Raw genomic sequence first — 25044 nt, forward strand, 5'->3', positions numbered from 1 at the left:
TGACCTACTAGTTGAGGCGAGACTGCAAATACTGCACCAGAGCGATCAGTGAACCCGCCGATGACCGCTCGTCGCGTGCGTCGCACGAGACCACCGGGGTCTCGGGAAGCAGATCCAGCGCCTCGCGCACCTCTTCGAGCGAGTGCGGGGGCGCACCGTCGAAGCGGTTCACGGCGATGGCGTACGGCAGACCGTGCCGCTCCACGAGGTCCATCACGGGGAAGGACTCCTGGAGCCGCAGCGGGTCGACCAGCACGAGCGCGCCGAGCGCGCCGCGCGACAGGTCCTCCCACAGCCGCACGAACCGCTGCTGGCCCGGCGTACCGAACATGTACAGCACCAGTTCGTCGCTGAGGGTCAGCCGGCCGAAGTCCATCGCGACCGTGGTGGTGGTCTTGTTGGGCGCGCCCCTGAGGTCGTCGATGTCCGCGCTGGCCTGCGTCATCACTTCCTCGGTGCGCAGCGGCGGGATCTCCGACATGGTGCCGATGAACGTCGTCTTGCCCACGGCGAAGTGCCCGACCACGAGGATCTTGGCGACCGTCCGTACCGAACTGGGCAGATAGACGTTCTCGCGCGGCGTCTGGGGAGCACTGTCCCTATCCGAAGCGAGCCCGGAGCCCATGCAGCACCTCCTCCAGCAGTTCCCTCTCGACCAACTGCGCGCGGGGAACGGGTGCCCGCGCGAGCAGATACCCGTCCTCCACCAGATCCGACAGAAGGATCTTGACCACGCCCATCGGCAGCCCGGTGTGCGCGGCGATCTCCGCGACCGCGAGATAACCGCCCGAGCACAGTTCCATCACCCGCAGCTTCTCGGGATCAAGAACCCTTGTCCGGGGCGCGTTTTCGGATACGGCGACCAGTGTGATCATCGTGAAGCCGCCGTCGACCGGAAGCTCACGACCGTTGGTGATCACATACGGGCGTACTAATTCCGTGGCTTCTAACTCCAGCTCCGGTTCGCCCGTCAATTGACGTCAGCGTTCTCGCGAGGAGGTGTGGTCAGCACCTTGCCGAGTTGGCCGACGAGCTGCTGCATCCGGAAGGTGATCTCCGCGAGGTCCGCGTCCGGGGACGCGGAGACCGCGAGATAGGCGCCTTCACCTGCCGAGATGAGGAAGACCCAGCCGTGGTCGAACTCCACCAGGGTCTGCCGCCACTCCTGGCGGCGGTCGTCGCCGCCGACGAAGTCGGACACCGTACGGCTCAGCGACTGCATGCCGCTCATCGCCGCCGCGACGGTGTCGGCGTGGTCCCTGCCGACCTCGTTGGAGCGGGCCATCAGCAGACCGTCGGCCGACACCAGGATCGCGTGCCGGGCCTCGGGCACCTCAAGGGCGCTGTCGAGCATCCACGACAGATCTCTTCCGATCATTGGGCTCATTGGGCGTCCTGCCCTTCGCTGCTCGCGCCGATGGAACGGCGGCCGGACTGAGTGCCCCGCTGGAACGCGCCCATGCGGGAGGCGACTTCGTGGCTGTCGCGCACCGGCTCGGGCGCCCGCTCGACTCTGTCCCCGGCTCTGTCACCGGTTCTGTCGTCGGACCGCTCCTCGGCCGTGGGCACTATCGAGATCGGGTGCCGGAAGCGCCGCCGCTTGGGCAGGCCGCCGAAGGTGGTGGCGGGCACCACCGGCTCGGGCGCGCTCTGCTCCACCGGCTCGGACGCTTCACCCACGACGGGAGTCTCCTCGGGCTCGATGGTGGTGGTGAGGAGTTCGTCGGGGAGCAGCAGCACGGCGCGCACTCCGCCGTACGGCGAGGTGGAATCCACCGAGACGCTGAATCCGTAACGGTTGGCGAGTACGCCGATCACCGCGAAACCGAATTGCGGCGGATTTCCGAGGCCGGAAACACCCGGAGTGCGCTGGCCGGTGAGGAGTTCTCCCGCCAGCGTCTTCTCTTCGTCGCTCATGCCGACACCCGCGTCGTCGACGACGATGCAGACGCCCTTGGGCACGGGCTGGATATTGATTTCGATGGACGTTTCAGGGGCCGAATAACTCGTGGCGTTGTCGAGCAGTTCGGAAAGGGCGAGTGCGACCGGTTCGACCGCGCGGCTCACCACCGCGAAATTGCTCTGCGAACGGATTTCCACGCGCGTGAAATGCCGGATGCGGCCCTTGGCGCTGCGGACCACGTCGTAGACGGACGCCGCGTTCTTGCGGCGGCCGAGCCAGCCGTCGCAGAGCACGGCTATGGACTGGGCGCGCCGGGTGAACTGCGCGTTGCCGTGGTCCACGTCCAACAGGCCCTGGAGCGCCGCGTGCTCGCCGTTCTCCCGCTGGAGCTTCGCGATGGCGACCTGCTGCTCGCCCGCCAGACCCTGGAGGGTGCGCATGGCGGCCTTGAGCACGCTCTTGGTGCCCTCCTCGGCCCGGCGTCTGGCCTCATCCACGATCTGCTCGCGGCCGACTTCCAGGGAGGCGCGGCGCGCCGACTGCTCGGCGAGCGCGGCACGGAGCTTCGCATTAGTTTTCCGGCTGAGCGCAATCGCGGTCGCGGCGACAGGAGTACCTGCGATCAGGCCCCAAAGTGCTGGATCATGTAAGTAGGACGTCATGAGGCTCTCTTCAGGCGAGGGGCCGCCATTTGCGGAATCTCTTTCAAATCCGAACAAAAATGCGGAACACTTGCGCATGACACTTGCCAAGCAATGAGAGCCTAGCAGCAGGTTTGACCCCGGTACCCCCCGTACTTGTCCTGCTACCGGCATCTGACGGTAATTCAAAATTGCCCCGTTTTGGGACAGTCTTGGTGAATTGTTCCGAACAATGCGCCGGACACAAAGACGGCACCCCCCGGGTGACCGGGGGGTGCCGTCGTGCGGTCCTGCTGATCCGGGCTCGCGCCCCGTGGATCAGAAGTCCATGTCACCGCCGGGCATGCCGCCCGGAGCGCCGCCGGGGGCGGCCTTCTCCGGCTTGTCGGCGATGACGGCCTCGGTGGTGAGGAACAGCGCGGCGATGGAGGCCGCGTTCTGGAGCGCGGAGCGCGTGACCTTCGCCGGGTCGATGATGCCCTCGGCGATCATGTCGACGTACTCACCGGTCGCGGCGTTGAGGCCGTGGCCGACGGGCAGGTTGCGCACCTTCTCGACGATGACGCCGCCTTCGAGACCACCGTTGACGGCGATCTGCTTCAGCGGGGCCTCCAGCGCGAGCTTCACGGCGTTGGCACCGGTCGCCTCGTCGCCCTCGAGCTCCAGCTTCTCGAAGACCGCGGTCGCCTGGAGCAGGGCCACGCCGCCACCGGCGACGATGCCCTCTTCCACGGCGGCCTTCGCGTTGCGCACCGCGTCCTCGATGCGGTGCTTGCGCTCCTTGAGCTCGACCTCGGTGGCGGCACCGGCCTTGATGACGGCCACGCCGCCGGCCAGCTTCGCCAGGCGCTCCTGGAGCTTCTCGCGGTCGTAGTCCGAGTCGCTGTTGTCGATCTCGGCGCGGATCTGGTTGACCCGCCCGGCGACCTGGTCGCTGTCACCGGCACCGTCGACGATGGTGGTCTCGTCCTTGGTGATGACGACGGTACGGGCGCGGCCGAGCAGGTCCAGGCCCGCGTTCTCCAGCTTGAGGCCGACCTCTTCGGAGATGACGGTGCCACCGGTGAGGATGGCGATGTCGCCGAGCATGGCCTTGCGACGGTCACCGAAGCCGGGCGCCTTGACGGCGACGGACTTGAAGGTGCCGCGGATCTTGTTGACCACCAGGGTCGACAGGGCCTCGCCCTCGACGTCCTCGGCGATGATCAGCAGCGGCTTGCCGGACTGCATGACCTTCTCCAGCAGCGGGAGCAGGTCCTTCACCGAGGAGATCTTGGAGTTGACGATCAGGATGTACGGGTCGTCGAGCGACGCCTCCATACGCTCCAGGTCGGTCGCGAAGTAGGCGGAGATGAAGCCCTTGTCGAAGCGCATGCCCTCGGTGAGCTCAAGCTCGAGCCCGAAGGTCTGCGACTCCTCGACGGTGATGACGCCTTCCTTGCCGACCTTGTCCATGGCCTCGGCGATCAGCTCGCCGATCTGGGTGTCGGCGGCGGAGATGGAGGCGGTCGAAGCGATCTGCTCCTTGGTCTCCACGTCCTTGGCCTGCTCCAGCAGAGCGGCGGAGACGGCCTCGACGGCCTTCTCGATGCCGCGCTTGAGGGCCATCGGGTTGGCGCCGGCCGCGACGTTGCGCAGACCTTCCTTGACCAGCGCCTGGGCCAGGACGGTCGCGGTGGTGGTGCCGTCACCCGCGACGTCGTCGGTCTTCTTCGCGACCTCCTTGACCAGCTCCGCGCCGATCTTCTCGTACGGGTCCTCGAGCTCGATCTCCTTGGCGATGGACACACCATCGTTGGTGATCGTGGGGGCGCCCCACTTCTTCTCGAGGACGACGTTGCGGCCCTTCGGGCCGAGGGTGACCTTGACGGCGTCGGCGAGCTGGTTCATCCCGCGCTCGAGACCGCGCCGTGCCTCCTCGTCGAACGCGATGATCTTTGCCATGTGAAGTGTCCTCCGCGGACTGGGGTTCCCCCACCGGAGCAGGGGGCGACGGCTCGGACCGTGTGGTGCCCGCGACGGACGGCCGACCTGGTCGCCGGTTCCTTCCCGGCGGCCGGGCGGGCCTCACCGACCCGGTCCTTCAGCACTCTCACTAGGAGAGTGCTAACGCCAATGATTAGCACTCGACCCCATCGAGTGCAAGCGCCTGTGGACAACTCCGGGCCACGCACGAAGGGCCCGTCCCCCCTAAGAGGTACGGACCCTTGGTGCGTGAGTGCGTCGTGTCGGTCGCCGAGCGCGCCGGGCCGTCAGGCGGTGGCCAGCCGGACCATGTCCGCCTGCGGCCCCTTCTGACCCTGCGAGATCTCGAACTCGACCCGCTGGCCTTCTTCGAGGGTGCGGTAACCGTCCATCTGAATCGCGCTGTAGTGGACGAAGACATCCGCACCACCGTCGACCGCGATGAAGCCGTAGCCCTTCTCCGCGTTGAACCACTTGACGGTGCCCTGAGCCATTCCTAACTCCCCTATTACTGGCCCTATCGCGGCCCCGCACTCCGCGGGTCCGGGTCAGACCTCACCGCCGGGGAAGCCGTTGTCTGAGCGACAGGGGATCCCTGGTGGTGTGCGCCGGAACGCGTCGACCGCGGCTGAATGTATCTGCACGGATGCCCTCTGCAACAGGTCAATCGGACGAGAATTCGGGGAGCGACCGATCGGAAATACACCAGAATAGGGCGCTATGGCGGGGCATCTCGGACCGGACATACGTCGCCTATGCGACAATCCACACGTGAATTTGGCGATAAATCGCCGCACTGACCGTTCGCGGCGGCAACTTGCCCGTGGCAACAGTACAACCTTTCAACTACCGCCCAGGACACGGCCGTTCGGCCCGGTCCGGCCCCCGTACAGCACTGTGCCCCATCCACCGCAAAAGGGTGAATGGGGCACAAAACGGCAGGTGTAGCCGGGCCGTTACGGGAAGTTGATCAGCCGCCCGCTACCGCCGGAATGATCGAAACGCTCGCGCCGTCGGGGACAGCGGTGGCGAGACCGTCGGAAAAGCGAACATCGTCGTCGTTGACATAGACGTTCACGAAACGACGGAGTTTTCCGGTGTCGTCGAGAACGCGCGCCGAAATGCCCGCGTGATTCTTCTCCAGCGAGTCGATCACCTCGGCCAGCGTGCCGCCCTCGGCCGGAACCTCGGCCTGGCCGCCGGTGTAGGTGCGGAGAATGGTGGGGATACGAACAGAAGCACTCATGCGAGGCCAGCCTCTCGGAACGCGTCAAGGGTCGGGCGGATGGTGGCGGTCGGGCCGGTGGTCGGTGCCACCGCGTCCAAAGTCTTCAGTCCGTCGCCGGTGTTGAGGACGACGGTCTCGGCGGCCGGGTCGAGCTGCCCGGTCTCGATCAGCTTCTTCAGCACCCCCACGGTCACCCCGCCCGCGGTCTCCGCGAAGATCCCCTCGGTGCGCGCGAGCAGCTTGATCGCGTCCACGACCTGCTCGTCGTTCACGTCGTCGACCGCGCCGCCGGTCCGCCGGGCGATGTCCAGCACGTACGGGCCGTCCGCCGGGTTGCCGATCGCCAGCGACTTGGCGATGGTGTCCGGCTTCACCGGCCGCACCACGTCGTGCCCCGCCTTGAACGCCGCCGAGACCGGCGAGCAGCCCTCGGCCTGGGCGCCGTAGATCTTGTACGGCTTGTCCTCGACCAGGCCGAGCGCGATCAGCTCGCGCAGGCCCTTGTCGATCTTGGTGAGCTGGGAGCCGGACGCGATCGGGATCACCAGGTTGTCGGGGATGCGCCAGCCGAGCTGTTCGCAGATCTCGTACGCCAGGGTCTTGGAGCCCTCGCCGTAGTAGGGCCGCAGATTGACGTTGACGAAGCCCCAGCCCTCGCCGATCGGGTCGCCGATCAGCTCGGAGCAGAAGCGGTTCACGTCGTCGTACGAGCCCTCGATGCCGACCAGTTCGCCGCCGTAGACCGCGGCCATGACGACCTTGCCCGCCTCCAGGTCGTGCGGGATGAACACGCAGGAGCGGAAACCGGCGCGCGCGGCGGCGGCGCCGACGGCGCCCGCGAGGTTGCCGGTGGAGGAGCAGGAGAGCGTGGTGAGGCCGAAGGTACGGGCGGCCTCCAAGGCGATGGCGACGACGCGGTCCTTGAAGGAGTGCGTCGGGTTGCCGGAGTCGTCCTTGATGTGCAGGCCGCCGGTGATGCCCAGTTCACGGGCGAGGTTGTCGGCCTTGACGAGCTTGGTCCAGCCCGGGTGGAGGTTGGGCTTGTCGGTGACGTCGGCGGGGACCGGCAGCAGCGGCGCGTACCGCCAGATGCTGGTGGGTCCCGCCTCGATCCGCTTGCGCAGCGACTCGGGGTCGCCGAGCGGCAGGTCGTACGCGACTTCGAGGGGCCCGAAACACTCCTCGCAGGCGAAGACCGGGCTCAGCGGGAAGCGGGTGCCGCACTCCCGGCAGGACAGCGCGGAGGCGGGTCCGAAGGGGGGAGTGCTGGTGCTGTCGTGGGTGCTGGCGACGGTCTGCACAGCCATGATGGCGAGGCCCTTTCTCCTCATCTTCCTTGTGACGTACGTCGCCACAAGACGGAATTGGCACCTTCCCCACCGTGTGACCTCGCGGTCGGCGGGAGGGTTGCCGGGGCTTCAACGGGCCGTTCCCTCTGCCCCTCTGGATGAGCGGTATGGCGCCTGCCCGCCTTCTGTGCGGCGGCGACGCGTTTGTCCCGCGCTACGACCCCCGGCATGCGGCGGTCATACGCGTTGTTCAAGACTGTAACCGACAAGCGTGACAGTTGAGATAGTCGTCCGAACGGCGAGATGGCCGCTGGGGCGGCCGTCCGGCTGGTTTCTGAGGGCTCCCACCGTACGAAAAGGGGACGGGACCGTGCTCGATGAGGTGGAGCGGTGGCTGGAGCGGCGGTCCTGGTCCGCCGCCGACCGGCCGCTCGACCTGCTGCTCGCCGCGAAGCGGGCCGCGGGGCCGCAGGGCACGGTCAGCGTGGTGCTGCCCGCGCTCGACGAGGAGGCGACGGTCGGCGAGATCGTCGCGGCGATCCGCCGCGACCTGATGACCGACGAGGTGCCGCTGGTCGACGAGCTGATCGTGGTCGACTCCGGCTCCCGCGACCGTACGGCGCAGGTCGCGGCGCGGGCCGGGGCGCGGGTGGTGCAGCGCGACGCGATCCTGCCGCGGCTGCCCGCGCTGCCCGGCAAGGGCGAGGTGCTGTGGCGGTCGCTGCTGGTCACCCGCGGCGAGATCGTCTGTTTCGTGGACGCGGACCTGCGCTCGTTCGACTCGCGCTTCGTGTCGGGGATCGTCGGGCCGCTGCTCACCGAGCCGGACGTGGAGCTGGTCAAGGCGATGTACGACCGGCCGCTGGAGACCGGCGGCGCGGTGGTGCCGGCGGGCGGCGGCCGGGTCACCGAGCTGGTCGCCCGGCCGCTGCTCAATCTGCACTGGCCGCGGCTGGCGGGCTTCGTCCAGCCGCTGGGCGGGGAGTACGCGGCGCGGCGCTCGCTGCTGGAGCGGCTGCCGTTCCCCGTCGGGTACGGCGTGGAACTGGGCATGCTCATCGACGCCCTGTCCCTGGCGGGGCTCGACGCGCTCGGGCAGGTGGACGTGGGCGTCCGGCACCACCGGCATCAGGACGGGCAGGCGCTCGGGCGGATGTCGGCCGCCATCTATCGCACGGCGAGCCTGCGGCTGTCCCGGGCGCCCCTGGTCCGCCCCCGCCTCACCCAGTTCCACCGGGACCCCTCCGGGGGGTTCACCCCGCTCACCCACCCCGTCGACGTCGACGAACGCCCGCCCATGGCCCACCTCCCCGAATACCTCGCCCGCCGCGCCGCCTGACGGCTCCCCCGCCAGGCCCCCGCGCCGCCGGGGCCGCGGGGCTGACCGGCGCGGTCTCCTACGGAGCAGGAGGGTCCACGACGTTTGGGGCGGAGCCCACGCGGCTAGGCTGGCGGCATGGTCGAAACGCGTGCGGCACGGATTCTGGTCGCTTCGAATCGGGGGCCGGTTTCGTATGCGCTGGGGGACGACGGGGAGCTGAGCAGCAGACGCGGCGGCGGCGGCCTGGTGTCGGGCCTGAGCGCGATCGGCCCCGAGGCGGACGCGGTGTGGGTGTGCGCGGCCCTGGGCGAGGGCGACCGTGAGGCGGTACGGCGCGGGGTCGGCGAGCCGGGCGCCCGGATGATCGCCGTCGAGGAGAGCGTCTTCGAGGCCGCGTACAACGACATCGCCAACTCGGTGCTGTGGTTCGTCCACCACCTGCTCTACCAGACGCCGTTCGAGCCGCTCTTCGACGAGGACTTCCGCGGCCAGTGGGCGGCGTACCAGGCGTACAACGAGGCGTTCGCCGAGGCGCTGGCGGAGGAGGCGGCGGACGGCGCGCACGTCCTGGTGCAGGACTACCACCTGTCGCTGGTCCCGGCGCTGCTCCGGGCCCGCCGCCCCGACCTGCGGATCGGCCACTTCACGCACACCCCGTGGGCGCCGCCGGACTACTTCCGGCTGCTGCCCGACGACATCGCCGCAGAACTGCTCGAAGGCATCCTCGGCGCGGACCGCGCCGCGTTCCTGACCCGCCGCTGGGCCGACGCCTTCGCCGCGTGCTGCGTCAGCGTGCTGGGCGCCACGCTCCGCGACGACGGCCGGGCGGTCACCCACCGCGGCCGTACGACCCGGCTCGGCGTGCACGGCCTCGGCGCCGACGGCGACTTCCTGCGCGAGCGCTCGCACCGCCCGGACGTCGCCGAGCGCATCACGCGGCTGCGGTCGGAGACGGGTGCCGACCGCAAGCTGATCGTGCGCGTGGACCGTACGGAACTGTCCAAGAACATCGTGCGCGGCCTGCTCGCCTACCGGCAGCTCCTCCAGGAGCACCCCGAATGGCTCAGCCGGGTCGTCCACGTCGCCTTCGCCTACCCCTCCCGGCAGGATCTCGCGGTCTACCGCGAGTACACCGAGGGGGTCGCCCGGCTGGCCGAGGAGATCAACGCCGAATTCGGCACGCCCGACTGGCAGCCGGTGCTGCTCAAGGTCGACGACGACTTCGCCCGCTCCCTGGCCGCCTACCGGCTCGCCGACGTGGCCCTGGTCAACCCGATCAGGGACGGCATGAACCTCGTCGCCAAGGAGGTCCCCGTCGTCTCCGACAACGGGGTGGCCCTGGTGCTGTCCCGCGAGGCGGGCGCCTTCGCCGAGCTGGGCGACGACGCGATCGTCGTCAACCCGTACGACATCCGCGAGACCGCCGCCGCCCTGCACACGGCCCTCACCCTCCCGGAGGCGGACCGCGCCGAGCGCACCAAGCGCCTCGCCGACGCGGCCACCGCGCTCCCCCCGTCCCGCTGGTTCCTGGACCAGCTGCACGCCCTGGACGGCTGAGCACCGGGTCCGGGCTCAGTCCAGGGCGTCCGCGAGGGCGTCGAGGAGGGAGACGACGCCCTCGGGGCCGGGGACGGCGAGGTCGGCGGCGCGGAGGACTTCCTCGGGCGTCTCGGGCGCGGCGCTGGCGACGAGCAGGCCGGGCAGGCCGTCCTCGCGCAGGGCCTGGACGGCGGCGAAGGCGGCGAGGTCGCCGAGGTCGTCGCCCGCGTAGAGCACCGAGCCGGCGCCGACCTCGCGGAGGTAGGCGGCCAGGGCGACGCCCTTGTCCACGCCGGGCGGGCGCAGTTCGAGGACGAAGCGGCCGGGCTCGACCATGAGGCCGTGCCGGGCGGCGAGTTCGGCCAGCGGACCGCGCAGCGCCTCGAAGGCGGCGTCGGGGTCCTCGGCGCGGCGGGTGTGGACGGCGACCGCGCGGCCCTTGTCCTCCACCCAGGTGCCGCGCCAGGCGCCGTTGCGGTCGAGGAAGCCGGGCAGCTCGGCGCGGACCGAGGTGACGCCGGGGTGGTCGCCGGGGGTGTGGACGGAGCCGGTGGGCGCGTCCCAGCGCTCGGCGCCGTAGTGGCCGAGCACGACGAGGTGTTCGAGTCCCGCGACCCCGGCGAAGCCGCCGTAGCGTACGGCGACGCCCGCCGGGCGGCCGGTGACGACGGCGACGGCGGCGAGGTGCGGGGCGAGCCTGACGAGGGCGGGGACGGCGCCGGGGTGGGCGCGGGCCTGCTCGGGGTCGGGCACGATCGGGGCGAGGGTGCCGTCGAAGTCAAGGGCGACGACGGCGCGTTCCGGCCGCGCGAGCAGCGCCGCGAGACCTTCCTTTCCCTCGGGCGTGGTGGGGGCGGGGATGTCGGCGGAGGCCATGCAGCCGACCCTACCCGCGTCCCCCGGGCGCATGCCCGGCGTACGGTGGCACGCGCGCCCCGCGCGGGCCGTCAGCGCAGGTCGCGGCGGGCGTCGCGCTCCTTGCGCAGCCGGTTGACCGTCACCGGGTCGTGGGCGACGGCCCGGGGGTCGTCCAGCAGGGCGTTGAGGAGCTGGAAGTACGCGGTCGGGGACATGCCGAGGCGTTCGCGTATGGCCCGTTCGCGCGGTCCCGGTCCGGTCCAGGTGCGGGCGGCGATGGCCAGGACGGCGATGTCGCGCGCGGAGAGCGGTTCTTCCCGTGTCATGGCGCCCCTCTCCCCTGTCGGTGCGGTCGGGCCGTCGGCGTACCCGACGGCCGTCACCGTACCGCCGAGGGCCGCTACTTGCCGGAGTCCGTCGTGAGCGCGAAGCGCTGGAGGTCGGACAGGACCGTCTTCGGGTCGCCGTGCACGGCCTGGCCGATGTTCTTCTTGACCTCGTCGCTGACCGGGCCCCACGAGGTCTTGTTGACGGGGTAGAACACGGCGTCGGGCAGCAGGTTCAGGAACTGGACCAGGTCCTTGTTGGCCGGGTTCTTCCGCATCGCCTGGGACGCGGTGATGGTCACCGGCAGCAGCCCGTACTGGTTGAGGAACTTCAGCGAATTCTGCTCGTTGAAGACGAACTGGAGGAATTTGCCGTCCGCGTCCCGGTTGCCGTTCTGCTTGAACGCCATCATCCAGTCGGCGACGCCGAGGGTGTCGCTGCTGGGGCCGCTCTGGCCGGGCAGCGGGACGACGCCGACGTCGATACCGGCGGCCTTGGCCTGGGTGAGCAGGGTGGGGTGGCCCATGACCATGCCCGCCTTGCCGGCCAGGAAGGCGGCGAAGGTGTCGCGGCGGTTGGTCTTGGCGGGGTCGGTCGGGCCGACCAGGCCGGTCTGGACGAGGTTCTTCTTGACCCAGGCGAACGCCTCGACGTTGGGCGCGGAGTCGAAGGTGTAGCTGCCGACGGTGTCGGTGTAGCCGCCCTGCGCGCCGAGCATCCACATCAGGGACTCGGCCTGCGCCTCCTCGGGGGCCAGCGGCAGTCCGTAGGGCACCTTCACGCCGTCGGCCTTGAGCTTGACCGCGTCGGCCTTGAGCTCGTCCCAGGTCTCGGGGGCGTGCTTGATGCCCGCGCTCTTGAAGAGCTTCTTGTTGTAGAAGAACATGCGCGAGCTGGAGACGAAGGGTATGCCGTACTGGGTGCGGTCCACGGAACCGGCGTTGACCATCGAGGGGATGAAGTCCGACTGCATGCTGATCGGGAACAGCTCGTCGGCGCTGTAGAGCTGCTTGCCGGCGGCGTAGGCCGCGTAGGAGCCGATCTGCGCGACGTCGGGGGCCTTGTTCGCCTTGACCATCTGGGCGACCTTGTCGTCCACGTGGTCCCAGTCGATGATCTCGACGTTGATCTTGATGTGCGGGTTGCGCGCCTCGAAGGAGCGCGCGAGGTCGTCCCAGTACGTCTTGGAGCTGTTGTTCGTCTTCGGGTCGCCGTAGTCGGCGGCGACGAAGTGCAGGGTGACGTCGCTGTTCAGCGGTGAACTGTTGCCGCACGCCGTAAGAGTGGTGATCGCCAGGGCCGACGTGATGCCGATCGCCGCCAAGCCGTGAAGTCGTCGCCGCTGCACCGTTCCTACCGCCTTCTTGCACACTTGCTCGCGTACCGCTACGGAAGCGTCGAGTCTTCCCCACACCTTTGCCCAAGGTCTACACCATGAGTGGTATCGCTTGCGCAACGGGTCCGCGCGCGGACCGGCGACGGGCGCGCTCCGGGACCGGCGGGAGACCGGCACGCGAGCGGCACGCGACCTGCGCGGGACCGGCCCGGAAAGCGGCCCGGAAAGCGGCACGGAACCGGCGTACGTCCGGCGGGCGTCCGTCGTGTGTCCCCCGGATGTCCCGTCGCGGCGCGCCCGAGTGTCCCGTTGCTCCGCAAACGCCGCCTGACGCGTGATCTTTCCTCGCGGAGTGGACTAGACCTTTTTAGGTGTTAGCCGCGACACTGTCCCCGTGAGACATGTCATCGCTCTCGATGTGGGCGGCACCGGAATGAAGGCCGCGCTGGTCGGCGCGGACGGAACGCTCCTGCACCAGGCGCGCCGTCCGACCGGCAGAGAACGCGGCCCCGACGCCGTGGTCGCCGCGATCCTCGACTTCGCGGCCGAACTGCGCGACCACGGCGTGCGCGAGTACGGCGAACCCGCCGCCGCGGCCGGGGTCGCGGTGCCCGGCATCGTCGACGACGTCAACGGGATCGCCGTCTACGCCGCGAACCTCCGCTGGAAGGACGTCCCGCTGCGGGCGTTGATGTCCGAGCGGCTGGACGGCGTACCGGTGGCGCTCGGCCACGACGTCCGCACCGGCGGCCTCGCCGAGGGCCGGATCGGCGCGGGCAACGGCGCCGACCGCTTCCTCTTCCTCCCGCTGGGCACCGGCATCGCGGGCGCCATCGGCATCGAGGGCCGGATCGAGGCGGGCGCGCACGGCTACGCGGGCGAGATCGGGCACATCGTGGTCCGCCCCGGCGGCCCGGAGTGCGGCTGCGGGCAGCGCGGCTGTCTCGAGGCGCTGGCCTCGGCGGGCGCGGTCTCGCGCGCCTGGGCCGAGGCGAGCGGCGACCCGGACGCGGACGCCGCGGACTGCGCGCGCGCCGTCGAGACCGGCGACCCGCGGGCGCTCGCGGTGTGGGGCGAGGCGATCGGCGCGCTGGCCGACGGCCTGGTCACCGGGCTCACCCTTCTGGACCCGCGCGTGCTGATCATCGGCGGCGGGCTCGCGGAGGCCGGGGACACCCTCTTCGGGCCGCTGCGCGCGGCCGTGGAGGCACGTATCACCTTCCAGAAACTCCCCCTCATCGTCCCCGCCGCGCTGGGGGACACCGCTGGATGCCTGGGCGCCGGCCTGCTCGCCTGGGATCTACTCTCCGTGGAGGTAACCGCCTGATGGCCCCCGTAACGACAACGCAGCGCACGGTGCTGGCGGGTGCCCGTGTGGTCCTGCCGTCAGGTGTGGTGGAAGGCGGCCGGCTGACCGTCGAGGGCACCCGGATCGCGGCGAACGAGGCCGACGAGCACGTCTCGACGGCCACCGTGGACCTCGCGGGCCACACCGTCGTGCCCGGCTTCGTGGACATCCACAACCACGGCGGCGGCGGCGCGTCCTTCACCTCGGGCACCGCCGACGACATCCTCACCGGTGTGCGCACCCACCGCGCGCACGGCACGACCACGGTGGTCGCCTCGACCGTCACCAACGCGCTGGACGTCCTGGCCAAGCAGGCCGGGCTGCTGGCCGAGCTGGTGGAGCAGGGCGACCTCGCCGGAATCCACTACGAGGGCCCGTTCATCTCGCCGTGCCGCAAGGGCGCGCACGACGAGGCGCTGCTGCGCGACCCCGACCCGGCCGATGTGCGCAAGCTGGTCGAGGCGGGCCGCGGGGCCGTCCGGATGGTCACCCTGGCGGCCGAACTGCCCGGCGGAATCGATTCCGTACGGCTGCTGGCCGACCTCGGCGTGATCGCGGCGATCGGCCACACCGACGCCACGTACGAGCAGACGCTGGAGGCCATCGACGCGGGCGCGACCGTGGCCACCCACCTGTTCAACGCGATGCCGCCGCTCCAGCACCGCGCGCCCGGCCCGATCGCGGCGCTGCTGGAGGACGAGCGGGTGACCGTCGAGCTGATCAACGACGGTACGCATCTGCACCCGGCCGTCCTGGAACTGGCCTTCGGGAGCGCGGGCGCCGGGCGGGTCGCCTTCATCACCGACGCGATGGACGCGGCCGGTTTCGGCGACGGCCACTACGACCTGGGCCCGATGAAGGTCGAGGTGCTCGACGGGGTCGCGCGGCTGGTCGAGGGCGGCTCGATCGCCGGGTCGACGCTCACCCTGGACACCGCCTTCAAGCGGGCCGTCACGCTGGACGGGCTGTCGCTGACCGACGCCGTACGCGCCATCTCCACCAACCCGGCGCGGCTGCTCGGCCTGGACGACCGCATCGGCACGCTGGAGCCCGGCAAGGACGCGGACCTGGTGGTGCTGGACGCGGCGTACGACCTGGTGGGCGTCATGCGCAAGGGCGAGTGGGTCGTCCGGCCCGACTAGCCGTCGCCGGAGGGTGCGCCCGGCAGGTGTGTTCGGGGGCGCCCGGCAGGCGTGTGCGGGGGCGTCCGGGCGGTGAGTTCACCCGATTTTCGCGGATTCTCGCTAAAAGCTGCGTAACGGCGGTCGGCGCGCACTGGGCCGACCGCCGTACTTTTGTCATCATCGTCAGGTGATCATCACCGTCACGCTGAACGCCGCCCTCGATGTGACCTACCGGGTCCCGTCGCTCCGACCGCACTCCACCCACCGGGTCACCCACACCGCGGAACGCCCCGGCGGCAAGGGACTCAACGTCGCCCGCGTGCTGGCCGCGCTCGGCCGCCCCGCCGTCGTCACCGGCTTCGTCGGCGGCCCGGTCGGCGCCGAGCTGCGCGAACGGCTCGCCGAGCGGGCCGCCGAGTACGACGACGGGCTGCTGACCGACGCGCTGGTGCCCATCGCGGGCACCACCCGCCGCACGGTGGGCGTCGTGGACGACACGACCGGCGACACGACGATGTTCAACGAACCGGGGCCCACGGTCACCCCGCGCGAGTGGGGCGGGTTCCTGGAGCGCTACCGCGCGCTGCTCGCCGACGGCCGCGCGACGGCCGTGGCGCTGTGCGGCAGCCTGCCGCCGGGGCTGCCGGTGGGCGCGTACGCGGAGCTGGTGCGCGAGGCGCGGGCCGCCGGGGTGTTCGTGCTGCTGGACACCAGCGGGGAGCCGCTGCGCCGCGGGCTGGCCGCGCGCCCCGACCTGATCAAGCCGAACGCGGTGGAGCTGACCGGCCTGACCGGCTTCTCCGAGCCCGCCCGCGCGGCCGGTGACGCCCGGCGGCGCGGCGCCCGCGCGGTGGCCGCCTCGCTCGGCGAGGACGGGATGCTGGCGCTGACCGAGGAGGGCGGCTGGCAGGCGCTGCCGCCCGCGCGCCTGGCGGGCAATCCGACGGGCGCGGGCGACTCGGCGGTGGCGGGGCTGCTGTCCGGGCTCGCGGAGGGCCTGACGTGGCCGCGGCGGCTGGCGCGGGCGGTCGCGCTGTCGGCGGCCACGGTCGCGGCGCCCGCGGCGGGCGAATTCGACGCGGCCGTCTACGCGGAGCTGCTGCCCCAGGTGACGGTGGTGCCCGCGGAGCCCGGCGCGGCGGTGTGAGGGCGGGCCCCGGCGGCGGCTACTCGGTGACCTGGCCCTGCTTGAGTTCGAACTGGTCCAGGTTGACCGCGCACTGATTGCCCTGCTGGCAGCTCAGCGTCACGGTGTTGGAGCCCTCCTTGAGGTCGATCCAGGAGTAGGTGTGGTTGTTCCACGCCTTCGCCCAGTCCGTGTAGTGGCCGTAGTTCTTCAGATTGACGGGGCCGCTGCGCGCCTTGCCGTTCACCCCGAGGGTGAGCGTCGCGTCGTCGCCCGCGTTCCCGTAGTACGTGAAGAGCGTGTACGGGCCGTCCTTCGGCACCGTCACCGTCCACGTCACGGTCGCGCCGACCTGCGTCAGGTGGTCGACATAGGTGCCGCCCGCCGCGCTCGCGCCCGGGTGCTCGGTGCTCGTCTGCGCGCCGCCCGTCAGGACGAGCGTCGAGGCGTCGGTCTTCTTCGAGTCGTACGGGGTCGGTTCCGCGGAGGCCGACGGCGTCGTCTCCGTGGGCGCGGCCGAGGTGACCGCCGGGCTGGAGGGCTTGTCGCTGGCCTTCTTGTCGCCGTCGCCCGAGCCGTTGGTCATCGCGAAGGCGATGCCGATGGCCACGGCCGCGACCACGGCGACCGCCGCGATCAGCAGGCCCTTGCGGTTGGGCGCGCCGCCGCCCTGCTGGCCGCCGCCGCCCGCGCGACGGGTGTGCGGGGGCTGCGCGGGAGGCTGCTGGCCGGGATAACCCTGCTGGCCCGGGTATCCCTGCTGGCCCTGCTGCCCTTGCTGGCCGCCGTACTGCTGCTGGCCGGGCTGCTGGCCGTACGCCTGCGTCTGCTGCTGGGTCTGCTGCGGATAGCCGTAACCGGAGGGCGACTGCTGCTGCGGGTAGCCGTAGCCCGAGGGTGTCTGCGGCGGCTGCGGACGACGCTCACCGACCCGCTGGATCTGGTGGTGCGAGGTACGCGGCATGCCCGGCTGCTGCACCGGGGCCTGCTCGGGCTGCTGCTCGCCCCCCTCCGACCGGTAGAGATAACCGAACGGGTCGTCGTTCTCAGGGGCGCCGTCGTTTCCGGCAGTCATCCGCTGTCCACTCCCTCACTGCACTGCACACACGCTGCACACGCCGTCGCGGCGCCTGTGGTATCTCCGGAACACTACCGGCCCCGAGAGACACCCCGCTCAAGCCTTCGACGCATCTCCAGGTCAGGAAGGTTCCCCTGTGAGCAGGCACACTTCACCGGACACGTACCGTTAACCCCGTGGACAGCGAGTGGCGGGAGCGGTGGGTGCCCTGGCGGGAGGCCATGGACCGCGCCCTGTACGGCCCCGAGGGCTTCTTCGTGCGGGAGCGGCCCGCGGCGCATTTCCGTACCTCCGTGCACGCCTCCGCGCTCTTCGCGGGGGCCGTCGCCGAGCTGCTGGTCCGGGTCGACGCGGCCCTCGGGCACCCGGCCGAGCTGGCCTTCACCGACATGGGCGCGGGCCGCGCGGAGCTGTGCTCCGGGGTGCTGGCCGCGCTCCCCGCGCCGGTCGCCGGCCGCGTACGCGTCCACGCCGTCGAACGCGCGCCGCGCCCGCCGGGCCTCGACCCGCGGATCACCTGGAGCGACCGGCCGCCGCGCGGTGTGCGCGGCCTGCTCTTCGCCAACGAGTGGCTGGACAATGTGCCGCTCGACGTCGCCGAGACGGACGGGGCGGGCGTGCCCCGCCAGGTGCTGGTCCGCCCTGCCGACGGCGCGGAGCGCCTCGGCGAGCCGGTGCGCGGCGCCGACGCGCGGTGGCTGGAGCGGTGGTGGCCGCCGTCGCCGGAGCCCGGCGCCCGCGCCGAGATCGGGCTGCCGCGCGAGGCCGCCTGGGCCGAGGCGGTCGGCTCGCTGGACGCCGGGGCGGCCGTCGCCGTCGACTACGCCCACACGCGCGCGGCGCGGCCCCCGTACGGCACGCTCACCGGCTACCGCGACGGCCGCCAGGTGGAGCCCGTCCCCGACGGCTCCCGCGACCTCACCGCCCATGTCGCCCTCGACGCCCTGCCGGGCACGGCGCTCCCCCAACGCGCCGCCCTGCGCTCCCTCGGCCTCTCCGCCGCCCGCCCCCCGCTCGCCCTGGCCGCCGCCGACCCGGCCGCCTACGTCCGCGGCCTCGCCGCCGCGGGCGAGGCCGCCGAACTGACCGCCCGCGGCGGCCTCGGCGACTTCACCTGGCTGGTGACGGAGGTCGGCGTGACCGGCGTCCTGGCGGCGGCTCAGGACTCGGCGGAGGCACGGCGGTCGCCGCGGGCGCGCTGAGCCCGCGGGCCCGGCACCGCCCGTGGGATACGGGCGGGGAGTCCTGAGAGGATGGCGGCATGACGGAGACCACGATCGGAGTCGGCGGGGCGGCCGAGGGCACCGACATGGTGCTGAACATCGGGCCGCAGCACCCGTCCACGCATGGGGTGCTGCGCTTGCGGCTGGTGCTGGACGGGGAGCGGATCCGCAGCGCGGAGCCGATCGTCGGATACATGCACCGGGGCGCGGAGAAGCTGTTCGAGGCGCGGGACTACCGGCAGATCGTGATGCTGGCGAACCGGCACGACTGGCTGTCGGCGTTCGCGAACGAGCTGGGTGTGGTGCTGTCGGTCGAGCGGATGCTCGGCATGGAGGTGCCGGAGCGCGCGGTGTGGACGCGGACGCTGCTCGCGGAGCTGAACCGGGTGCTGAACCACCTGATGTTCCTGGGCTCGTACCCGCTGGAGCTGGGCGGGATCACGCCGATCTTCTACGCCTTCTCCGAGCGGGAGAACCTCCAGCACGTGATGGAGGAGGTCTCCGGCGGCCGGATGCACTACATGTTCAACCGGGTCGGCGGCCTGAAGGAGGACCTGCCCAACGGCTGGCAGGGGCGGGTGCGCCAGGCGGTCGCCGGGGTGCGGTCGCGGATGGGCCGCTTCGACGACCTGGTGCTCGGCAACGAGATCTTCCGCGGCAGGACCCGCGGTGTCGGCGTCCTGTCCCGCGAGGCCGTGCACGCGTACGGCGTCAGCGGGCCGATCGCGCGCGGCTCCGGCGTCGACTTCGACCTGCGGCGCGACGAGCCGTATCTGGCGTACGGGGAGCTGGGCGACACCCTGAGGGTGGTCACCAGGACCGAGGGCGACTGCCTGGCGCGCTTCGAGGTGCTGCTGGAGCAGACGCACAACGCGCTGGACCTCGCGGACGCGTGCCTGGACCGGCTGGCGGAGCTGCCGCCGGGGCCGATCAACCAGCGGCTGCCGAAGGTGCTCAAGGCCCCCGAGGGGCACACCTACGCGTGGACCGAGAATCCGCTCGGCATCAACGGCTACTACCTGGTGTCGAAGGGCGAGAAGACGCCGTACCGGCTGAAGCTGCGCTCCGCGTCGTACAACAACATCCAGGCGCTGGCGGTGCTGCTGCCGGGCACGCTGGTGTCGGACATGGTCGCGATCCTCGGGTCGATGTTCTTCGTGGTCGGCGACGTCGACAAGTAGCGCCGCCGGGCGGTCCGCGCGTCACATTCGGGGTCACTGGTCCGTCAGGAGAGTGACGGCATGTGACGGAGGACCGACCGATGGACGCACCCATGGACGACGGCTTGGACGACGGTGGGCACGACGGCGTGCCCGACGGCCTGGAAGACGGCAGGCACGACGGCAAGGACGACAGAGAGCTGCTGGCGGCGCGGTTCGAGGCGAACCGCGCCCATCTGCGGGCCGTGGCCTACCGGATGCTCGGCTCGGCCGACGAGGCGGACGACGCCGTCCAGGAGGCGTGGCTGCGGCTGAACCGCACCGACGCCGCCGAGGTCCGCAACCTCGGCGGCTGGCTGACCACGGTGGTCGGCCGGATCTGCCTGGACATGCTGCGCTCGCGCCGCACCCGCCGCGAGGAGCCGATCACCGCGCCGGACGGATACGAGTACGGGTACGTGGGCGCGGTGACGCTGCCCGCGCCGGGGCCCGAGCAGCAGGCCCTGCTGGCCGACTCGGTGGGGCTCGCCCTGCTCGTCGTCCTGGAGACCCTGGACCCGGCCGAACGGCTCGCCTTCGTGCTGCACGACATGTTCGCCGTGCCCTTCGACGACATCGCGCCCATCGTGGAGCGCACCCCCGCCGCCGCCCGCCAGCTCGCCAGCCGCGCCCGGCGCCGCGTCCAGGGCGGCACCGAGGTCTCCGACCCCGACCCGGCGCTGCGGCGCACGGCCGTCGAGGCGTTCCTCGCCGCGGCGCGCGACGGGGACTTCGACGCGCTCCTCGCGGTCCTGGACCCCGAGGTCACCGTCCGCTCCGACGTCCCCGGGCGGCCCGGCGTCACCTCCACCCGCCGGGGCGCGGCCAACGTCGCGCGCGGCGCGGTCAGTTACGCCGCGATGGCCTCCACGGCGCGGCTGGTGCTGGTCGACGGACTCGTGGCGGCGGCGGTGGACCTGGACACCGCGGACGCGCGGGTCCTGACCTTCGCTGTCTCGGCGGCGGACGGGCGGATCACGGCCGTCGACATCGTCACCGAGCCGGGGCGGCTGGCCGCGCTGGACGTGCGTCCGCTGGCGTGAATCCCCCGCGCCGTCAGGCCTGGGCGCGCAGTTCCGACATGTCGAGCTGTTCGGTCTCGTCATGGGCCGTGAGGTCGATGACCTCGGGGCCCGACTCCGCGACGGCCTGGGCGTGTTCCGCGACGGCCTCGTCCCCCACGACGTCGTCCAGGTCGGCCACGTCGTCCAGCGCGTCCACCTCGGAGACGTCCTCCGGGTCCGCACCGCCCGCGGGCTTCTGCGTGCCGAAGAAGTCGAAGCCGCCGATGGCCCGGCTGCCGTTGCCGCCGGGGGCGCCCGGCGAGCGCTGGGGCTGCGCGTAGGGCAGGACGGCGGCGGCGACGGCCGGGACGAGGCGGTGTTCGCGGACCGGCAGTCCGGCCGGTGACGTGGCGGGCGCGGCGGTCCGGGTGTGGCTCTCGGCCTCCGCCGCGTGGCGGCCCTGCGGCTCGTCCTCGGGGCCCGCGGTGTCGCGGCGGCGGGCGTCCTCGACGGTGCGCCTGGCCTGCTGGCGGGCGGCGTTGCGGCCGAGGTCCCGCAGCGCCTGATCGGCCTTGAGGAAGGCGGCGGGGCCGACCGGCGAGGCACCGCCGGTGAGGGCGAGCTGCCGCGGGGCGGAGTCCAGTTGGAGCTGACGGCGGCTCTCCAGCACCTGGGCGCGCTCGCTCTCGGCGGTGGCGTACCGGCGGAGCAGGTCGGCGTGCTCGGTACGGAGCCTGGCCAATTCCCCGCGCTTGGCCCGGAGTTTCTTCTCCAGGCGCCCGCGTATCTCGCGGGACTCCTCCAGGTCCGTCTCCAACTCGGCGGCCCGCTCGTCGGTCCGCCACTCCTCGCGGACGCGCGCCGCTTCGAGTTCGGCGACCGTACGGCCGGCGGAGCGGTCCCAGGTGCGGGCGAGGGCGGCGCCCGCGCACGCGGTCAGCGCGGTGGCGACGGTGAGCACCCGGATCACGCCCGTATCGCCGGAGAACAGGGCGGCGGCGGCGAGGACCGCGGCGCTGCCGACGACGGTCAGCGGCGGCAGCATCCGGTGCAGCGGCTGCGAATGGCGGTGACGTCCACGGGGCATGGCCAGAAATTTAGCGTGTGTGAAGGGATCGTGGGGAGGCGGGTCCCGAATATCTGGGCGGATTCTCACGGCGATTCGTCCGGCGAATACGGAGGGCATTCGGCGCTGCACGATGTGTCCCCCCATGTGCCGTCGGCCAATGCCGTCCTCATGTGCCGCCGCGGCGGCGCCGAGCCCCGCGCGCGCCGCCCCACCGGGCCCCGGGGCCGCCCCCGTTGGGCCCGGCGCGGGGTCCGGTGCCGGGCCCGCGCGGGCGATTACGGCGGCGCCGATACCCAGGTTCGGCGACCTGGGTCCGACGTCAACTCCGGTTCACGGAAGGGGTTGTTGGGGTATTCCCCGACGCACTCCGGGAATTTGATCTTGAGCTTCCCCGCGACGGGATCAGTGCCGCGATCAGAGCCGCGATCGGTAGCGGGATCAGTAGCGGGATCAGAAAGCGCCTTCGGCCTGTGCCGCGATGTGCGCGGTGGGGACCGTCGGGGTGCCGTCCGGCGCGGTGACCGGCAGGCCCGCCGCGCGCCACGCCTGGAAACCGCCGTCCAGGTCGGTGGCCGCGCGCAGCCCGAGGTCCTGGAGGGAGGCGGCGGCGAGCGAGGACGCGTACCCCTCGTTGCAGATCACGACGACGATCAGGCCGGGGCCCGTCGCCTGCGGGAGGCGGTGGGTGCCCTCGGGGTCCAGCCGCCATTCGAGTTCGTTGCGCTCGACGATGACGGCGCCGGGGATCGTGCCGTCGCGGTCGCGCAGCGCGCCGTAGCGGATGTCGACCAGCAGGGCGCCGTCGTGTTCCGCGGCGCGGGCGGCGGCCTCGGGGCCCAGCCGGTCCAGCCGGGCCCGTACGGCCGCCAGGCGCGCGTCGAGCGCGGTCACCACTCCTCCGGGCGCTCGACCAGCTCCAGGCGCAGCGTGCTGCCCTTGCGGCTGTAGCGGCGGATCAGCGGCAGCGGCGGGTAGTAGGCGTGCACCGAGACGGCGTGCGAGGACGGGGAGCTGTTGGTGACCTGGTGGACGTGGTTGCGGCCGAAGGCGCGGCCGACGCCTTCCGGCAGCACGCGCCTGCGGTCCAGGCCCTCGGCCAGTTCCAGGGAGCGCCAGCCCTCGGAGGGCAGCGGCACGGACAGCGACTGCTCGGTCAGCTCACCGGCGGCGGTGACGAAGACGCCGTACGAGCCGCCGTGGTCGTGCCAGCCGGTCTCGGCGCCGGGCGGCCAGCCGATCAGCCACGCCTCCGCGCCGCCGGGGCCCTCCAGCCGTACCCAGGTGCGGCCTTCGGGGTCGAGCGGCAGATCGCCGACGACGGCGGGGTCGGCGGCCACCTTGCGGGCGAAGTCGAGGAGATCGGCGGCGGTGGGAGCGGCGGGAGCGGTCGAGGGCGCGGTGGAGACAGTGGACACGGCGGAGGCGGAAGCGGCGGCGGGTTCGGACGAGGGAGCAGCGGAATTCAAGGGACACCACCCGGGGATACGCCGCGTCGGCGGGCAGCGGGGGCGTGCGTACGAGAGATCCCTTGAGAATGAAGCGTGCCGGGTTCGTACGAAAATCAGGCCGGGGCTGCGGCTACGACGCGAAAGATGAACGAAGGACGTCGGAGGCGCGCGTCAGCGCGCGGTCGTACAGATGCAGCCCGCGTACCGGACGAGGTCCAGGTGGACCTTCCGGTGCAGATGCCATCCGGGTTCGCTCACGTAGCGGACTGAACCACGCCACCCGCCCGCCGGTCAAGCCGGACGTCCGAGTGGTGGCGTCGGCCCCGCAACGGCGGGGACCACGAGTGTCGGATACGTCTCAGGATGTGGGATACGTACCCCGGGGCGGGAGGTGCGGCCGGGACACGGGCACCTCGGGCGCGGGTCAGCGGCGGTGCGGGGTCGTGCCGCGCGGCACCGTGTCGTCGTCCTCGGGGAGGCGGCAGACCCGCTCCAGGAAGATCGCGGCGGCGATCACCGCGATCCCGGCGACGACGGCCAGGCCCGCGTAGATGGCCTGCTGGCGGCGCGGGTCCATGTCGAGGTCGTACATCACCAGGTAGAGCCCGGTGCCCGCGTACATGCCGACGACGAGGGCCGCGACCAGGGCGCTGGCCTGGCCGAAGACGACCGCGCGGGCGGCGGCCAGCGGGTCGACGCCCTTGGCGCCCGGGTGCCGTTCGCGCTGCGCCTTGAGCCGGGCGCGCAGCGACAGCGCGGTGGCCAGGAGCGCGACGGCGATCAGCGCGAGCACGATCGGCGCGGCGACCGGCACGCCCGGCAGCGTCCCGACGTGGTCCCACAGCCGCGCGGCGGCCCATGAGAGCACGCCCGCCACCGCGAAGAGCCCCGCCAGCGTCCTGATCCGCAGCGTCCTCACCGAGTGCCCGCCTCCACATTCTGTGCAGTGCGCCGTCCGCGCGCCTGTGTACGCTCGTCCGCCCGCGCCCGCCCGTGGCGGATGCGCGGTACGCAGGTCCCAACGATTATTCGGGCAGCCGGAGTTCCACGTCCGTGCGCCGTCGCACCCCCGCGGAGCCGACCGCCCCGATCAGTTCCGCGACCGGGCCGTGCCCCGGCAGTTCGGCCGCCGGGTCCACGTCGTACCACGGCACGAGCACGAAGGCACGCTCGTGGGCGCGCGGGTGCGGAAGTGTCAGCGCCGGGTCGTCGGAGGCCACGTCCTGGTACGCGATGATGTCGACGTCGATGGTGCGCGGCCCCCAGCGCTCGGTGCGCACCCGCAGGAACGCCTCCTCGATGGCCTGGGCGCGCTCCAGCAGCGACTCGGGCGGCAGCGTGGTGCGCACCAGCGCCACCGCGTTGAAGTACGCGGCCTGGGAGCCCTCGGGGACGCCCCAGGGCTCGGTCTCGTACACGTGCGAGACGGCCTTGACCCGGACGCCGGGGGTGTCCTCCAGCGCGTCGACCGCGCCTTGCAGGGTCTCCAGCCGGTTGCCGAGGTTGCCGCCGAGGGCGATCACCGCGGTCTTGGGGTTGTTCAGGGTGAAGTCCGCCGCGTCGACCTGCGCGACCACGGAGGCCGGTACGGGCTGCACGGTCGGGTCGAACGCGGGCTTGTGGGCGTGCTCCCGACGGGGGGAGTTCACGGGCGCCTCCGGGTGATGGTCACGGTCACGTCGTCGAAGGGCACGGTGATCGGCGCGTCCGGTTTGTGCACGGTCACCTCGACCTCTTGCACGACGTCGTGCGCCAGGCACGTGTCGGCGATGCGCTGGGCGAGGGTTTCGATGAGGTCGACCGGTTCGCCGGAGACGACGGCCGTGACCTCTTCGGCGACCACACCGTAATGCACGGTTCTGGTGAGGTCGTCATCGGCCGCCGCGGGGGCCGTGTCGAGGCCCAGCACGAGGTCCACGACGAAGACCTGGCCGTCCTCGCGCTCGTGCTCGAACACACCGTGGTGGCCCAGGGCCTTCAGGCCCCGCAGCGTGACACGATCCACGAACTCTCTCCCG

At 71.8% G+C, this 25044-nt stretch carries 26 protein-coding genes and 1 riboswitch; of the genes, 8 read left to right on the plus strand and 18 right to left on the minus strand.

The genetic code is table 11. The features are described from left to right. Positions 1–7: 7 nt before the first annotated feature. The 8 genes from ACZ37P_RS05305 to thrC all read right to left on the minus strand — a co-directional run bounded on the left by ACZ37P_RS05305 (position 8) and on the right by thrC (position 7044). Positions 8–625 (minus strand): GTP-binding protein, encoded by a 618-nt coding sequence (locus tag ACZ37P_RS05305; RefSeq protein ID WP_355337351.1) that lies wholly within the window; start codon positions 623–625, stop codon positions 8–10. Beyond that, positions 600–974 carry a DUF742 domain-containing protein gene (locus tag ACZ37P_RS05310; protein ID WP_355337348.1) on the minus strand — a complete coding sequence of 125 codons (375 nt, stop codon included), beginning with the start codon at positions 972–974 and terminating at the stop codon, positions 600–602. The genes ACZ37P_RS05305 and ACZ37P_RS05310 overlap by 26 nt, the downstream gene beginning before the upstream one ends. Further along, a complete protein-coding gene (locus ACZ37P_RS05315) occupies positions 971–1375 on the minus strand; it encodes a roadblock/LC7 domain-containing protein (RefSeq protein ID WP_355338031.1) in 405 nt (134 codons plus the stop codon). Before ACZ37P_RS05315 ends, ACZ37P_RS05310 begins: the two co-directional genes overlap by 4 nt. Positions 1376–1383: 8 nt before the next feature. After that, positions 1384–2565, minus strand: coding sequence for an ATP-binding protein (locus ACZ37P_RS05320; protein ID WP_355337346.1), 1182 nt, complete (start codon positions 2563–2565; stop codon positions 1384–1386). Between the two features lie 297 nt (positions 2566–2862). Next, positions 2863–4488 (minus strand): chaperonin GroEL, encoded by a 1626-nt coding sequence (groL, locus tag ACZ37P_RS05325; protein ID WP_188285378.1) that lies wholly within the window; start codon positions 4486–4488, stop codon positions 2863–2865. 308 nt (positions 4489–4796) lie between these two features. Next, a complete protein-coding gene (locus tag ACZ37P_RS05330; RefSeq protein ID WP_093715500.1) occupies positions 4797–5003 on the minus strand; it encodes a cold-shock protein in 207 nt (68 codons plus the stop codon). A 476-nt stretch (positions 5004–5479) separates the two neighbouring features. Further along, positions 5480–5755, minus strand: a complete 276-nt coding sequence (locus ACZ37P_RS05335) for a MoaD/ThiS family protein (RefSeq protein ID WP_188285379.1) — start codon at positions 5753–5755, stop codon at positions 5480–5482. Then, the gene (gene thrC / locus ACZ37P_RS05340) at positions 5752–7044 is read right to left on the minus strand and encodes a threonine synthase (protein ID WP_401309971.1); all 1293 of its coding nucleotides are present in this window, start codon (positions 7042–7044) and stop codon (positions 5752–5754) included. The genes ACZ37P_RS05335 and thrC overlap by 4 nt, the downstream gene beginning before the upstream one ends. A 17-nt stretch (positions 7045–7061) precedes the next feature. After that, positions 7062–7191: riboswitch (SAM riboswitch) on the minus strand. A 205-nt stretch (positions 7192–7396) separates the two neighbouring features. Here thrC and ACZ37P_RS05345 point away from each other — a divergent pair. Continuing rightward, positions 7397–8365, plus strand: a complete 969-nt coding sequence (locus ACZ37P_RS05345) for a glucosyl-3-phosphoglycerate synthase (protein ID WP_355337338.1) — start codon at positions 7397–7399, stop codon at positions 8363–8365. Positions 8366–8482: 117 nt separating this feature from the next. Then, positions 8483–9904, plus strand: coding sequence for an alpha,alpha-trehalose-phosphate synthase (UDP-forming) (locus ACZ37P_RS05350; protein ID WP_401856171.1), 1422 nt, complete (start codon positions 8483–8485; stop codon positions 9902–9904). A gap of 15 nt (positions 9905–9919) precedes the next feature. Here ACZ37P_RS05350 and otsB read toward each other — a convergent pair whose 3' ends face one another. From otsB to ACZ37P_RS05365, 3 genes are all read right to left on the minus strand, one after another. Then, the gene (gene otsB / locus ACZ37P_RS05355) at positions 9920–10762 is read right to left on the minus strand and encodes a trehalose-phosphatase (protein ID WP_391043051.1); all 843 of its coding nucleotides are present in this window, start codon (positions 10760–10762) and stop codon (positions 9920–9922) included. A 71-nt stretch (positions 10763–10833) separates the two neighbouring features. After that, complete coding sequence (locus tag ACZ37P_RS05360) at positions 10834–11070, minus strand: DUF3263 domain-containing protein (protein ID WP_188285385.1); 237 nt, start codon at positions 11068–11070, stop codon at positions 10834–10836. Between the two features lie 74 nt (positions 11071–11144). Further along, a complete protein-coding gene (locus ACZ37P_RS05365) occupies positions 11145–12395 on the minus strand; it encodes an extracellular solute-binding protein (RefSeq protein WP_355337328.1) in 1251 nt (416 codons plus the stop codon). A gap of 406 nt (positions 12396–12801) precedes the next feature. Here ACZ37P_RS05365 and ACZ37P_RS05370 point away from each other — a divergent pair, with 406 nt between their 5' ends. The 3 genes from ACZ37P_RS05370 to ACZ37P_RS05380 all read left to right on the plus strand — a co-directional run bounded on the left by ACZ37P_RS05370 (position 12802) and on the right by ACZ37P_RS05380 (position 16026). Next, positions 12802–13734, plus strand: a complete 933-nt coding sequence (locus ACZ37P_RS05370) for an ROK family protein (protein ID WP_355337325.1) — start codon at positions 12802–12804, stop codon at positions 13732–13734. Next, the gene (gene nagA / locus ACZ37P_RS05375; protein ID WP_355337322.1) at positions 13734–14897 is read left to right on the plus strand and encodes an N-acetylglucosamine-6-phosphate deacetylase; all 1164 of its coding nucleotides are present in this window, start codon (positions 13734–13736) and stop codon (positions 14895–14897) included. Before ACZ37P_RS05370 ends, nagA begins: the two co-directional genes overlap by 1 nt. Positions 14898–15066: 169 nt before the next feature. Next, positions 15067–16026, plus strand: a complete 960-nt coding sequence (locus tag ACZ37P_RS05380) for a 1-phosphofructokinase family hexose kinase (protein ID WP_355337319.1) — start codon at positions 15067–15069, stop codon at positions 16024–16026. Positions 16027–16045: 19 nt separating this feature from the next. Here ACZ37P_RS05380 and ACZ37P_RS05385 read toward each other — a convergent pair whose 3' ends face one another. Then, positions 16046–17080: a carbohydrate-binding protein gene (locus ACZ37P_RS05385; protein ID WP_355337316.1), complete on the minus strand. Its 1035-nt coding sequence runs from the start codon at positions 17078–17080 to the stop codon at positions 16046–16048. Between the two features lie 224 nt (positions 17081–17304). Between ACZ37P_RS05385 and ACZ37P_RS05390 the strand changes: the two genes are divergently transcribed. The 3 genes from ACZ37P_RS05390 to ACZ37P_RS05400 all read left to right on the plus strand — a co-directional run bounded on the left by ACZ37P_RS05390 (position 17305) and on the right by ACZ37P_RS05400 (position 20548). Continuing rightward, complete coding sequence (locus ACZ37P_RS05390) at positions 17305–18285, plus strand: SAM-dependent methyltransferase (RefSeq protein ID WP_467345230.1); 981 nt, start codon at positions 17305–17307, stop codon at positions 18283–18285. Between the two features lie 59 nt (positions 18286–18344). Next, complete coding sequence (locus ACZ37P_RS05395; RefSeq protein ID WP_355337313.1) at positions 18345–19487, plus strand: NADH-quinone oxidoreductase subunit D; 1143 nt, start codon at positions 18345–18347, stop codon at positions 19485–19487. Between the two features lie 80 nt (positions 19488–19567). Next, positions 19568–20548: a sigma-70 family RNA polymerase sigma factor gene (locus ACZ37P_RS05400; protein ID WP_467344958.1), complete on the plus strand. Its 981-nt coding sequence runs from the start codon at positions 19568–19570 to the stop codon at positions 20546–20548. A 13-nt stretch (positions 20549–20561) separates the two neighbouring features. Here the strand turns inward: ACZ37P_RS05400 and ACZ37P_RS05405 are convergent, their stop codons facing one another. The 6 genes from ACZ37P_RS05405 to folB all read right to left on the minus strand — a co-directional run bounded on the left by ACZ37P_RS05405 (position 20562) and on the right by folB (position 25031). Continuing rightward, positions 20562–21596, minus strand: a complete 1035-nt coding sequence (locus ACZ37P_RS05405) for a hypothetical protein (protein ID WP_401309953.1) — start codon at positions 21594–21596, stop codon at positions 20562–20564. A 432-nt stretch (positions 21597–22028) separates the two neighbouring features. Next, on the minus strand, positions 22029–22469 hold the full coding sequence (locus tag ACZ37P_RS05410) for a rhodanese-like domain-containing protein (RefSeq protein WP_467344959.1): 441 nt from the start codon (positions 22467–22469) through the stop codon (positions 22029–22031). Beyond that, positions 22466–22993: a cupin domain-containing protein gene (locus ACZ37P_RS05415; protein WP_355337304.1), complete on the minus strand. Its 528-nt coding sequence runs from the start codon at positions 22991–22993 to the stop codon at positions 22466–22468. Before ACZ37P_RS05415 ends, ACZ37P_RS05410 begins: the two co-directional genes overlap by 4 nt. A 457-nt stretch (positions 22994–23450) precedes the next feature. Beyond that, on the minus strand, positions 23451–23945 hold the full coding sequence (locus ACZ37P_RS05420) for a DUF3180 domain-containing protein (protein WP_467344960.1): 495 nt from the start codon (positions 23943–23945) through the stop codon (positions 23451–23453). A gap of 106 nt (positions 23946–24051) precedes the next feature. Then, positions 24052–24675, minus strand: a complete 624-nt coding sequence (gene folK, locus ACZ37P_RS05425) for a 2-amino-4-hydroxy-6-hydroxymethyldihydropteridine diphosphokinase (RefSeq protein ID WP_402710631.1) — start codon at positions 24673–24675, stop codon at positions 24052–24054. After that, a complete protein-coding gene (folB, locus tag ACZ37P_RS05430) occupies positions 24672–25031 on the minus strand; it encodes a dihydroneopterin aldolase (RefSeq protein ID WP_355337295.1) in 360 nt (119 codons plus the stop codon). The genes folK and folB overlap by 4 nt, the downstream gene beginning before the upstream one ends. Between the last annotated feature and the right edge of the window lie 13 nt (positions 25032–25044).

This window comes from Streptomyces sp. NPDC024632, from assembly GCF_055559175.1.

Excerpts from the sequence above, each read along its gene's own strand:
- ACZ37P_RS05305 (WP_355337351.1), bottom strand. The coding sequence starts at position 625 with ATGGGCTCCGGGCTCGCTTCGGATAGGGACAGTGCTCCCCAGACGCCG.
- ACZ37P_RS05320 (WP_355337346.1), bottom strand. The coding sequence starts at position 2,565 with ATGACGTCCTACTTACATGATCCAGCACTTTGGGGCCTGATCGCAGGT.
- groL (WP_188285378.1), bottom strand. The coding sequence starts at position 4,488 with ATGGCAAAGATCATCGCGTTCGACGAGGAGGCACGGCGCGGTCTCGAG.
- ACZ37P_RS05330 (WP_093715500.1), bottom strand. The coding sequence starts at position 5,003 with ATGGCTCAGGGCACCGTCAAGTGGTTCAACGCGGAGAAGGGCTACGGC.
- ACZ37P_RS05335 (WP_188285379.1), bottom strand. The coding sequence starts at position 5,755 with ATGAGTGCTTCTGTTCGTATCCCCACCATTCTCCGCACCTACACCGGC.
- thrC (WP_401309971.1), bottom strand. The coding sequence starts at position 7,044 with ATGGCTGTGCAGACCGTCGCCAGCACCCACGACAGCACCAGCACTCCC.
- ACZ37P_RS05350 (WP_401856171.1), top strand. The coding sequence starts at position 8,483 with ATGGTCGAAACGCGTGCGGCACGGATTCTGGTCGCTTCGAATCGGGGG.
- otsB (WP_391043051.1), bottom strand. The coding sequence starts at position 10,762 with ATGGCCTCCGCCGACATCCCCGCCCCCACCACGCCCGAGGGAAAGGAA.
- ACZ37P_RS05360 (WP_188285385.1), bottom strand. The coding sequence starts at position 11,070 with ATGACACGGGAAGAACCGCTCTCCGCGCGCGACATCGCCGTCCTGGCC.
- nagA (WP_355337322.1), top strand. The coding sequence starts at position 13,734 with ATGGCCCCCGTAACGACAACGCAGCGCACGGTGCTGGCGGGTGCCCGT.
- ACZ37P_RS05385 (WP_355337316.1), bottom strand. The coding sequence starts at position 17,080 with ATGACTGCCGGAAACGACGGCGCCCCTGAGAACGACGACCCGTTCGGT.
- ACZ37P_RS05390 (WP_467345230.1), top strand. The coding sequence starts at position 17,305 with ATGGACCGCGCCCTGTACGGCCCCGAGGGCTTCTTCGTGCGGGAGCGG.
- ACZ37P_RS05395 (WP_355337313.1), top strand. The coding sequence starts at position 18,345 with ATGACGGAGACCACGATCGGAGTCGGCGGGGCGGCCGAGGGCACCGAC.
- ACZ37P_RS05400 (WP_467344958.1), top strand. The coding sequence starts at position 19,568 with ATGGACGCACCCATGGACGACGGCTTGGACGACGGTGGGCACGACGGC.
- ACZ37P_RS05405 (WP_401309953.1), bottom strand. The coding sequence starts at position 21,596 with ATGCCCCGTGGACGTCACCGCCATTCGCAGCCGCTGCACCGGATGCTG.